This is a genomic window from Shewanella intestini (genome assembly GCF_018221465.1).
Taxonomy (GTDB): Bacteria; Pseudomonadota; Gammaproteobacteria; order Enterobacterales; family Shewanellaceae; genus Shewanella; species Shewanella intestini.
In genome coordinates this window covers 106,562-118,940 of sequence record NZ_JAAIKR010000007.1, presented here as the reverse complement: position 1 = coordinate 118,940, position 12,379 = coordinate 106,562, and the positions used below count along the sequence as shown (strand labels likewise).

Annotated in this window: 8 protein-coding genes; all 8 read left to right on the top strand. The window is 40.1% G+C overall.

Translation table 11 applies throughout. The features are described from left to right. The first annotated feature begins 78 nt into the window (after positions 1-78). The 8 genes from G3R48_RS09200 (at position 79) to G3R48_RS09165 (ending at position 12,379) form a co-directional block, all read left to right on the top strand. Entirely contained in the window at positions 79-1,338 is a 1,260-nt protein-coding gene (locus G3R48_RS09200) for a YeeE/YedE family protein (RefSeq protein ID WP_212593293.1), read from the top strand. 1,071 nt (positions 1,339-2,409) lie between these two features. Continuing rightward, complete coding sequence (locus G3R48_RS09195; RefSeq protein ID WP_153664615.1) at positions 2,410-3,099, top strand: 4Fe-4S dicluster domain-containing protein; 690 nt, start codon at positions 2,410-2,412, stop codon at positions 3,097-3,099. Beyond that, on the top strand, positions 3,087-6,125 hold the full coding sequence (locus tag G3R48_RS09190; RefSeq protein ID WP_153664613.1) for a molybdopterin dinucleotide binding domain-containing protein: 3,039 nt from the start codon (positions 3,087-3,089) through the stop codon (positions 6,123-6,125). The genes G3R48_RS09195 and G3R48_RS09190 overlap by 13 nt, the downstream gene beginning before the upstream one ends. Positions 6,126-6,145: 20 nt before the next feature. Further along, positions 6,146-7,123, top strand: a complete 978-nt coding sequence (locus G3R48_RS09185) for a porin (RefSeq protein WP_153664611.1) — start codon at positions 6,146-6,148, stop codon at positions 7,121-7,123. 602 nt (positions 7,124-7,725) lie between these two features. Continuing rightward, on the top strand, positions 7,726-8,193 hold the full coding sequence (locus G3R48_RS09180; RefSeq protein WP_153664609.1) for a Fur family transcriptional regulator: 468 nt from the start codon (positions 7,726-7,728) through the stop codon (positions 8,191-8,193). A 734-nt stretch (positions 8,194-8,927) separates the two neighbouring features. After that, a complete protein-coding gene (locus tag G3R48_RS09175; protein ID WP_153664607.1) occupies positions 8,928-9,650 on the top strand; it encodes an ABC transporter ATP-binding protein in 723 nt (240 codons plus the stop codon). Continuing rightward, positions 9,647-11,080, top strand: coding sequence for a DUF3526 domain-containing protein (locus tag G3R48_RS09170; protein ID WP_153664605.1), 1,434 nt, complete (start codon positions 9,647-9,649; stop codon positions 11,078-11,080). The genes G3R48_RS09175 and G3R48_RS09170 overlap by 4 nt, the downstream gene beginning before the upstream one ends. After that, positions 11,081-12,379 (top strand): DUF3526 domain-containing protein, encoded by a 1,299-nt coding sequence (locus tag G3R48_RS09165; RefSeq protein ID WP_153664603.1) that lies wholly within the window; start codon positions 11,081-11,083, stop codon positions 12,377-12,379.

Sequence of the window (12,379 nt, the reverse complement as noted above, 5' to 3'; positions counted from 1 at the left end):
TATGTAGCAATCGATTATTGCCCTTAACAATATATCTCTACAATGCGCGAATTATCTCAATCATGTTAGGACAGTGCAGTGAACAATACTCGCCAACTTTATCTGGGTGTGGCCTTAACCGCAGTCGTTATCATTCTTGGAGCTATCGGCTTACAAGAAAGCGTATTTTTACGCTTATTACTTGGCTTAGCACTGGGTGTTGCGCTAACAAAAGGAGCAATTGGATTTGCAGGCAGTGTTAACCGCGCTTATCGCAGAGGGTCTACTCAGTTACTGCAAACCTTAATGGTGATGTTTGTTGTTACCGCCATTATCAATGCCGGTTTATTATATAACGCAGATCTGTCGCAGTTTGATTTATGGGTTAATCCAATCAATGCCGGCTTAATTATTGGCGGCTTAATGTTTGGTTTTGGGATGACGTTATCAAGCTGCTGTGCATCTGGAGTGATGGTTGAAATGGTCAGCGATGTGCCAAGAGCATTAGTTACGTTAATTGCTTTTGGACTTGGGGTCTTTATTGGCTTCCCGATTCAAGCAACATCACCGTTGATAACTGACACGTTAATGTCGTCATCTAGTTTTGCTGGCAAAGGGGTGTTTTTACCCGACTTGTTTGCTTGGGGGCCATTAAATGGTTATCTCATGGCCATTATCGTTACCGTTGCACTGGCATGGTTAACCATTGTACTTGCAAAAAAATATGAGCAATCACGTAAGCAAAACGGCACGTATTTAGGCGTTGCAGGCGAAAACACCAGACAACACTTAGCCGATGAACCACAACCAACAGGCTTTTTAGCTTCTTTAGGTAAGTTATGGACCATGAACTTTGCCGCCATTGTTATTGCGGTAATTTTTGGCGTGATGATGGCAACCACCTCTGCCGGTTGGGGCGCATCGACACCGTTTGGTATTTGGTTTGGTAAGCTATTAATGGCATTTGGCTTTAGTGCTGACACCTTAGCCGAGTTTACCCACAAACCTACTCAAATGTTTACTACTGCGTTTTTAGACCATGGCGTGTCAGTACAAAATATTGGCATTCTATTAGGCACGGCTTTCGCAGTTTTGTGGATGGGCAAATGGCGTTCACCATTTAAAACACATTACTCAATGAAACAATACTCATTATTTGCCTTTGGTGGCTTAGTGATGGGCTTAGGTACGCGTTTTGCCAATGGTTGCAATGTGGGCGCGCTGTACACCCCAATTGCTAACTTGTCGTTGTCAGGATGGATATTTTTTGGCGCATTAGTCATTGGTGGCATTTTAGGAAATAAATTTGCCCGTAAAACACAGTTAATTCCACCAGCACCTAAGCCGGTTTACTCATAAGACATGTATTGCATCAACAATTAAGGGGGATCAACCCCCCTTAATTGGTCGTGATGGATGACTGATAAAGTACCGAAGTGATTATAACAATCATGACTTTTCCCGCTTATTCCCAGCAATAAAATGAGCATTATAGGCACGACGTTTTTATCATCAAGTTCATCGCCGTTAATCTTACGCTTAAAAAAACCTTTGCATCTAAAGCTTGTGATCTTGCCGGATGTCCTGCAAATTCTCGTCCATTATCAGCGGTTATCGTCAGTAAATATTCCTTATAAGGTTTAAGCAAGTCGATAGTGGCCTTAGTTACGTTAAACGCAGATGTTGAATTCACTTTTTTGCTAAATAAAAGCGCGTCTTATGCGCTAACATCGTCACCATTGCCGCTGCACTAGGCTTATCTCACATGGTATCCATTTCCCCATCACCCACGCAGTTTCTCTCTTTTGCCCTCTCTGGCCGCGTATTTATTGATGCGACATATTACTGAATGTGGGATTTTTGCAAACACAGCAAACGACTTTCACTAATTAATCTGTTCTTTATCTATCAATAAGCGCCGCAATGATGAGCTGAATTTAGGTTCATTTAGTGTGGGATTTATTATTTTATTAGGTTAAATATCAATTTTTACATCTTGAAGTTTAATTAACCTATCCAACGAGAGACCCTCTGCAAAGCACCATCTTGATTTTTTACACAGCTAGTTTTTTAACCAATTATTATGCGTTTCAGTTTCCTAGTAATCTCCTTTTAATTTCATATATAACGCCCCTACACTAATTTAAAGTTAATTTTTATTTCGTATAAAAACTTAAAATTAAATTAAATGTAAAAATAATTACTTTCATCACAGAATAATGTTTTTAATGGTTAAGATCTAAATTTCAAAGTTGACCTCTTGCTATTCTTTTGTAATTTTTTTAATTTCAATTGAAATAAGTTTGTATGCATTCCGTGTAAAATGTTTGATTATTGTTTAGGAAGTGTTCAATTAGATTGCCTTGGTTATTTTTATAAAGGTAACAACTTATTTGCATATTATTTTTTAATAATTAAGTAAGGGTGAATATGTTTAATAGAAGACAGCTATTGAAGACGATGGGGGCTGGGGCTGTGCTCTCTTTTGTACCCTATTCAGCTATTGCATCACACGCTCAATCAGGTACACGCTGGGGAATGGTAATTGATTTACGTCGCTGCACAGGATGTCAATCTTGTGAGGTCTCCTGCGCAATAGAAAATAACCTAGATGAAGGTATAAATAGAAATAAAGTCAAACGTTTATCTGTTGGAAATAAAGATAAAAAATCACTAATGGTTCCCATGCAATGTGGCCAGTGTGAGCAACCAACTTGCGTTCCTGTATGTCCAGTAGATGCCACATATAAAGCTGATAATGGCATCGTTGTTGTTGATTATGATAAGTGCATTAAGTGTGGTCGTTGTGTTAAAGCATGTGCTTATGATGCTCGCTCGATGAAGGGCAGAAAAAGTGCTCCTGAGAAATGTAATTTCTGTTATCAGAGGCTTGAAGCAGGATTATTACCAGCATGCGTTGAATCATGTATTGGTTCATCAAGAGTATTTGGCGATTTAAATAACCCAACAAGTAACGTCTCTAAATTATTAAAACAAAATAAAGCATTCGCTTTATTAGCGGAAGAAAAAACAAGTCCTAATGTTTTTTATATTGGCTTACCTGAAAAACTAAATAACAAGAAAATAATTAAACTTGATGAGGTTGAATGGCAGCGATGATAGATAAACATAAACGAAATATATTAAAACTAGGTGCTGTAAGTTCTCTTTTACCTATGGTGGGATGTACAGCTAATAAAAATATTACAGAGTCAAAAAATACAAAAAATACAAAAAATATTACAGGAAAATCACTTACTCCAGAGTTTTCAATTAAAGATGGGAAATTAATAACAAATCCAGATGTTATTACCGGATTTGCTCGTTGTTGGGGTTGTTTTGATAACTGCAGTATCAGAGTCCGTATTGATAAGAACTCTGGTAATGTACAACGCGTTTCTGGAAACCCTTATTGTCCTAATAATACCTACCAACCAGCAGCATTATCTACACCTGTTGAAGATGTATATAAAAAGTTAGCCGATGAAAACTCAAACCTGCGAGCAACAACTTGTGGCCGCGGCACTGCAGGTGGTGATGCCGTTAATAGTAAGCAGCGTATTACATCTGTCCTAAAGCGTGTTGGTAAGCGTGGTTCCCAGCAATGGCAGCGTATTTCTTATGAGCAAGCAGTCAATGAAATAATCAATGGTGGTAATTTATTTGGTGAAGGACATGTTGACGGTTTAGCTGCTATTAACTCAGATAAATTAGCAAATCCAAAAGATCCATTGTTTGGACCAGCATCAAAACAATTATTGTTTAGTTATAACTCCGAAGTACAAATCAGAACTAATTTACTAAGAAGATTTGCATCTCAATATCGTGCATCCCTTGGGAAGAAGTCTGCTTATTGTGGCGCACAACAGCGTATTGGTATTCAAAGGGTATTCAAGTCAGGCGTATTTGCTGGGGCTGCGCATGCACACCCAGATATTGACTTTGAAGCCGGTGCTGATGGATGCGAATTTGGTATTTACCTTGGTACTACGCCATCGAATTCGGGTAATAGCCTTAATACGTTAGGAGCACAACTAGCTAAAGCTCGAACTGAGTATGGTTATCAATATATTGTTGTCGATCCAATCTTACGCAATGCAGCAAACTTTGGTACAGCAGCTCAATGGCAACCCATATTACCAGGCCGTGATACACCTTTCTTGTTTGGTCTGATGCACCATATTTTTGAAAATGATTTATATAACAAGAAACACCTTGAAAATACTAATGAAAAATCTGCAAAAAAAGATGGAGAACTTCATCATACGAATGCTTCTTATTTAATTATTCAAACAGGTAAAAATGCTGGCAAAATTTTGCGAAATAAGCAGGGGATTGCATTAGTACTATCTGACGGAAAATTATCTGCAAGTGATGCTGTAGAACATGGCGATTTATTTGTTGATCAAAAGGTCGCTTTTGATGGGGAAACATATGATGTCGTTAGCTCTTTAGCTCTTTTGCGCCAAGAAGTTTACCGCACTGATATGGCTGAATATGCCCGCAGAACAGGGATTTCGGAAGAACGTATTAGAGATATTGCAACACAATTTACTAATCACGGAAGAAAAGCGGCAATAATGTTGTCGACGGCCTCAAGTAGTGCTGATGGTACGATAACGGGCTGGGCTACGGCAATATTAAACATGCTGATAGGAAGTCACAATGCAAAAGGAGGAGCTTGTTACTGGCATGGTGCTGTTTCTGGCTTAAAGGGTGTTTATGATCTCGCAACGGTTGAAGGAGGATATGGAAAAGCTGATTTAGGTGTTTCTATAAACCGTGAAGGTAAATATGAGCTTTCTGCAGAATATAAACGCAGAAAAGCGACTGGCAGCCCTTATCCATCAACGGATCCTTGGCCTGAAACTGCACCTGTAGAAAATACCGCAGAAATGTTGGTTTCACATGTACATCAACGTCCTTACAGCCTCAAAGCCTTCATATCATGGCGTGCTAATGTGCTTTATGGTGCTTCTGGTTTACCTGATGAAGTTTTTGATGCCTTTGCTGACCCCCATGGGAAAAATGGTATCCCATTAGTGATCGGGATAGTTGATCAAATTTCTACTACGGCGCTGTATTCAGATTACTTGATCCCAGATTTAGTTCATTTAGAAGAGCCAGCAATAGATCGACATTGGGGAAGTGAACGTAAAAGTGTGTCGGCATCTGGTCATTTGTTGGTTCCAAAAACCGATAAAGCTAACGATGGTGAACATATTACGATGGAAAAATTTTTAATAGATGTTGCCAAAAAACTTAAATTAAAAGGTTTTGGTGATAAGGCTATTAAAAAGTCAGATGGTTCCTATGTAGATCTTCATAGCGAAGCACAATGGGCATCTTATTGTTTAGCCAACTGTGCATCGAATATTGGTGAAAAATTACCAAAAGCCTCAGCTAGAGATCTTGAGTTGACTGCAACCAAATACTCTATGCGCAATATCTACTCTAATATCACCCCTTCCGAAGCGAAATTAGTAGAAAGGTTGCTATCTCGTGGAGGTTACTACGACGAAAGCCCTCGCTATAACGGCGAGTTTCAAGCAGGAAAACCAGGTTTGTGCTTGAACATATATAACGAGGGTTTAAACACATCTATTGATTGTTTTTCTGGAAATAAACGTGCAGGAATTCCGACCTATGCGCCTAATGCGTTTTGGAATGGGGAGACTTGGGAACAACACTGGAAGAAAAGTGAGTTTCCAGTATTAATGAGTTCTTACAAACCGACTTTCCGCTCACCTTGGTCAGTAAGTTATCACCGTACCGTTGAGTTTAGTCCAACTAATTATATCTATATGCATCAAAAAACAGGCAAGGAGTTGGGGCTTGCAAATAATGACATAGTTAACGTAATTAGTGCCAATAAAAAGCCGGCTCAAGGACAGTTAAAACTTGTTGAAGATATTGTTCCTGGGGCAATTTCAATTGCCATGGGCTTTGGGCATATAGCCTACGGTGCCAATGATATTACCATCGACAATACCGTCATTAAAGGAGATACCCGCCGTGGAGCAGGAATTGCTTACAACCCAATTGTACCTTGTGACCCAACTAGAAATGGTGCATCTCCGCTAGTGGATATTCATACATATGCGACCTGCCGACATGGTATTCCAGTAAAAGTTGTAAAAGCTTAATATAAGTTAAGGGAATAAAAATGAAAAAAGTTTTAGCAGTAATGCCATTAGTACTATGTGTTAATGCAGCAATGGCAAACGAAATAAATCATGACAGTAAATTTTATGGGGAACTCGGCGTCGCAGCAGGGAAAATGCATGGTACGGATCTAGATGTAACGGCTTATCATGCTGACGTTGGCGTTAAAGGATTAATTAAATATGATTTGATTCAAGTTCACTATTTCGGTGAGCTTAAATATCAAACTCAAGCTAATCAGCTTGATATCGATCCATTAACCATTAGTGATAGTAAAGTCGCCATCCAAACTGACTATGGTACAGCTGTGCTCGCGGGTCATACTAAATCCGGTATATATGCTGATTTATATTCGCCTGTTAATATCCACGAAGTAAGTACAGGTTCGCCATATAGTCATGACCAATTATTCCAACAAGCAAAATATACTAAAGGTGCTGTCGGTTATGCATCTCCGAGATGGAATGGTTTACAGTTTAAAACAGCAATTATTACTGCAAATAATGATAATGATGAAAACTTAGATGTTTTACGTTTATCGGCATTGTATACAAAAGGTAATTTGAAGATCGCGGGTAATTTAGCAAAAATTGCAGCAAAGCAAGTAGCTCAAGAGGATGACTATGATCGTTGGTCGATAATGGGTCAGTATAAGTTTGATAATTTTGAGATAGCGGGTTTAGTTGAAATTAATGAGAATAGCCCTGCTGGTGATAATCAGGTTTATGTTGCAGCAGTTAAATACTTTATTGATAACATTGAAGTGCGGTTATCACATCAATATCGACTTTGGGAAGATGCGGATCCAATAACCCATATCAAACCGGATGCTAACCAATTAACAACGGCCGGATTGCATTATCACTTTAGCGATAATTTTGGGGTATTTGTTGAAGGTTCTATGTATTCAGATCCTATCGTAAAATCTAATTATATTAGCGATGATAATATTAACTTAGGTTTTAAGGTTCGTTACTAATCGCATAAGCTGATTTTTATATTGTAGTAAGAATAAAGTGAAAATAAGAGTCAGGTATGATTTATGCCTGACTTTTTATTTTCAGCCGCTGCACTAGGCTTATCTCACATGGTATCCATTTCCCCATCACCCACGCAGTTTCTCTCTTTTACCCTCTCTGGCCGCGTATTTATTGATGCGACATATTACTGAATGTGGGATTTTTGCAAACACAGCAAACGACTTTCACTAATTAATCTGTTCTTTATCTATCGATAAGCGCCGCAATGATGAGCTGAATTTAGGTTCATTTAAATCAGTTTTTTGTGTCGCAATCCCCATAATAAAAAACGTAAGAAACATGTGAAAAACTGGTGAAAAGCACTAATATTAACCACGCTACTTATGCTTAAGCCTCACCCAAAACCATCATTCAAAAAAATATTTATCAACTTTAAAATCAATACCTTGCGCATCAATTACTGACAACACATGACAAGTTGTGGTGATTAACACATGACGCTAAAAAATGAGTGTCAAGTCGGTTTTTTTAACGGTTGTTATTTACAATTACAAAACAAAACTAAATAATAGCGCCAAAATGACTTCTATCGAGCTGAGTAATGTCGAACAATAATAAAGCCGCTGTTTTGGCAAAAGCTGAGCAAATATGTCTCAACCATAATGTAAAACTGACCGCGAAAAGAAAAAACGTCTTAGAAGTATTACTAGACTCTAATAAACCATTATCAGCTTATGACATTGTTGATATCTATCGAACAAATCATCAAGAAGCATTGGCCCCAATGTCAGTTTATCGGATGCTGGATATCCTCAGCAAACTGCCATTAGTACACAAGCTGTCATCAGAAAATAAATACTTGGCTTGCTCACACATCACTTGTGACCATGACCATGAATTACCCCAATTTTTAATTTGTAAAAGCTGCGGCAAAGTTGCCGAAAAAGGCATTCAGTCGAATGTGGTCAACGCTTTGCAAAACAGCATTAAGCAAGCTGACTTTCAATTGATTAACTCGCAAATTGAATTGCAATGTTTATGTAATGATTGCGCCAATGCCGATGAGTGAATGCTAACCTTTTAAGTCACTACTCTTCATTGCTCAGTTAACTAAGCTTGCTGCTTGATTGCCCTATCAATCAAGCAATCAACCAATCAACCAATCAACCAATCAACCAATCAACCAATCAACAAATCAAGCAATCAAGCAATCAAGCAATCAAGCAATCAAGCAATCAAGCAATCAAGCAATCAAGCAATCAAGCAATCAAGCAATCAAGCAATCAAGCAATCAAGCAATCAATCAAGCAATCAAGCAATCAAGCAATCAAGCAATCAATCAACCAATCAATCAACCAATCAATCAACCAATCAACCAATCAACCAATCAACCAATCAAGTAATCAAGTAATCAAGTAATCAAGTAATCAAGTAATCAAGCAATCAAGCAATCAAGCAATCAATCAAGCAATCAACCAATCAACCAATCAACCAATCAACCAATCAACCAATCAAGTAATCAATCAATCAATCAACCAATCAACCAATCAACCAATCAACCAATCAACCAATCAACCAATCAACCAATCAAGTAATCAAGTAATCAACCAACCAATCAAGTAATCAAGCAATCAAGTAATCAAGTAATCAAGTAATCAAGTAATCAGTCTGGTAAACAAAACCCACATTTAAAAAACATTTACACTTCAATCGCTCACATTTAATTTACAGTTAAAATGTTATGTTGTAACATCCCGCCAATAAGTTATTTTGACATGTTCAGCTAACAATTAGAGAAAGTTAATGCAAAAAGAAATGGTTGTAGCTTCATCTTTATGTGTGCGTTTCGCCCAACAAGTGGTACTTAACAACGTTGATTTTACCGTAGCTGAAGGTGAAGTGTTTGCCTTGTTAGGGGGAAATGGCGCAGGTAAATCTACCGCACTAAAAACGTTTTTAGGCACCATTACACCACTAAGTGGCTCAGCCACGGTAATGGGAATGTCAGTAGCAGATGACATTGACAGCATCCGCAGTAAAGTGGCCTATTTGCCTGAATCAGTCATGCTGTATGGGCATTTAACAGGCATGGAGAACATTCGTTACTTTTTATCATTAGCCAATATCACCAGAACTGACACTGAAGTAGAACAAGCCTTAACCCGCGTAGCACTGCAATCTAGCGCATGGCACAAAGCCATGTCTTTTTACTCTAAAGGGATGCGCCAAAAAACGGCAATTGCGCTCGCATTGCTGCGCCAAGCCCCCGTATTATTTTTAGATGAACCAACATCGGGCTTAGATCCAAACGCCATTGACGAATTCAACCATCTTATTGCGACCTTAGCCAGTGAAGGCACAACCGTATTTATGGTCACCCATGATGTGTATGGCGCTTGCCAAATTGCTCACCGTATTGGTTTGTTAGACAACGGAAAAATTGTCGGCATGTTTGAACGTGGCGAGCAAAGCAGCATCGACACCGAAGTGGTTCATGCCGCCTTCTCGAAGAGAAACAAACGATGAGCATAATTACCCAAGCCACCAACGATGAGTGGCGTTTTTGGCATAGAACCAAACTCGCTACCACCATTATTATTATTGGTACGCTGCTGACGATTTTCTCAGCCATTGTTAACTCATTTAGCATGCATGACGCCAAGCATGAACGTGAACATTTACAACAAACGGCTGAGTCTCATTTTGCTGAGCAACCTGATCGCCACCCGCATCGCATGGTGCATTACGGTCATTATGTGTTTCGCAGCCCCTCACCGTTAAGCATTATTGAGCCCGGTGTTGATGCCTTTACAGGAACGTCCATCTTCTTAGAAGGACACCGACAAAACAGCGCCATGTTTTCAGATCAACGCCAAGCATCTGGCATGACACGCTTTAGCAGCTTAACACCGAGCTTTTTATTACAAATATTGGTGCCACTTTTCATCATTATGATTGGCTACGCCAGTGTCACCCGCGAAAAAGAAGCCGGTACGCTCAATATTATGGTTACCCAAGGCGTCAATTTGTGGCATTTGTTAGTGGGTAAATATTTAGCCTTGGTTAGCTGCGGTTTACTGATGCTATTACCTTTGGTGATTGCTGCCTTATGGGCGAGTGCTCAAGGCGAGTCACTGTTAGTGTCTAGCGCATTTGTTGCCGGTTACGTGCTGTATATTTTGATATGGAGTGCCATTGTCATCACGGTGTCTGCGCTGAGTTCAAAAAGCAGTGCTAGCTTTGCTACCGCGGTGGGTTTATGGGTGGTGTTATGTATATTGTTACCGCGTATTGGCAGTTCAAGCGCCGCGGCTATTGCTCCCTCTCACGGCAAGTTAGAAGCTGACTTTGCCGTATTAGAGCAGCTAAGAAAGCTCGGTGATGGTCACGATGCAGCCGACCCCGCTTTTGAACAGCTTAAAAAGGGCTTATTAGAGAAATATAACGTCAGTAAGATTGAAGACTTACCGATTAACTTTCGCGGCGCAGTGGCAAAACACTCTGAAGCTAAGCTAACAGATCTGCTCAATGATTTTGCCGAGCAGCGCATGCAAGAAGAGCTCAATCAAGCAGAAATTGCGCGTCAATTTGGCTGGCTGACCCCAGCAACGGCTATCCGTTCATTCTCAATGATGATTTCAGGCACCAGTTTAGAAACGCATCACCGTTTTCTGCGCGAAGCCGAAACGTTACGTTTTGAGTTTGTGCAATCTCTTAATCAGGTACATCAAGACAAACTCACTTACGCAGCCGACATGAACCGCCTAACCAATCAAGAAACCTCAAAAGCCTCACGAGTAGACTCGAAAAACTGGCAAGTATTATCTGAATTTAATTTTGAGCCTGACCAAGCCACAACAAGGCTTGCGCGAAGCTTGCCTTATGCGCTGCAACTGCTTTGCTGGGCAGGCTTAATTGGATTTGGCTTACGTATGGCTGTGAGAAGGATCCGCTAAATGAGTTTATTATCGAATGTAAAAAGAGAAGCTTATTTTCTCTCAAAGCAACGTTATATCTGCGCCTTTATATTTGTTGCCTTGCTACTGTCTATTTTTTCAGTGTGCTCAGGCATCAACGAAACCCAAACCCAACAGGCCACCATTGAGCGCTTAAAACAAAAAGATACTCTTGATAGAACCACCGTGCAGGCTCAACAAACTGACTATGGCAGCGCTGCCTATTATAGCTTTCACCTCACCTACTCCAATCCGTCCGAAATGGCGTTTGCCGCGATGGGGCAACGTGACATTTACCCTTGGAAGCACCGTATTCGTATGCTGGCTATTGAAGGGCAGATTTATGAAACCGACGCTGAAAACCCAGAACTGTCATTTTTAGGTAAGTTTGATTTTGCATTTTTAATCAGTGTACTGCTGCCGCTATTTGTCATCTTATTGCTGCATGATCTTCGCGCTTCAGAGCGTGAAGCTGGCCGTTATGACTTATTAATTACCACCGCGAGAAAACGTCAGCAATTATGGTTATCACGTGCATTAGTGATTTGCAGCGCCTTGTCGATTGCCATACTCGTGCCCTTTATCATTGGCGCCTGGTACTCAAATGCACCACTCACTGCAATTGCCCTTAGTGTTGGGGTTGTCATTGCTCATCTTATTTTTTGGATGCTAGTTACGCTGTTATTCACCGCCAGCAAAACCGCCGCCAAACAAAGTTCGGCACAAACTGCTTCGGTATTACTCGCCTTTTGGCTTGGCGTCACCGTTTTAATGCCTGTTGTCAGTGACATTGCCATTGAGGAAATGGTGCCAAGCCCTAATGGCGGCGAGATTGTATTAGTACAACGAGAAGCCGTAAACGGTGCCTGGGATCAGCCTTTTGAAACAACTTGGCAAGCCTTTTTAAGCCGCTACCCACAATGGGCACATGGCACGCATATGGATTCGTTATTTGAATGGAAATGGTATTACGCTTTCCAGCAAGTCGGCGACCAAAAAGCCCAACCCCTCTCAAATGAATACCGTGATGCCATTATTAAAAAGCACACTCTCGCGGGCTACTTTTCACTATTTTCGCCGCCAATGTTAGCGCAACGACTCATGTCATCTATTGCCGAAACAGACACGTTGGCGTCGTTAAAGTATGAACAAACCGTGCGTGATTATCATCAAGCATTACGGTTGTTTTATTACCCATTGCTATTTAATGAAACCGCATTTAGTCAGCAAAAATTATCTGAAATACCCGAGTTTTCACTATTTGAAGAACGCTCAACCCAAATTAAGGAAAATAACTAG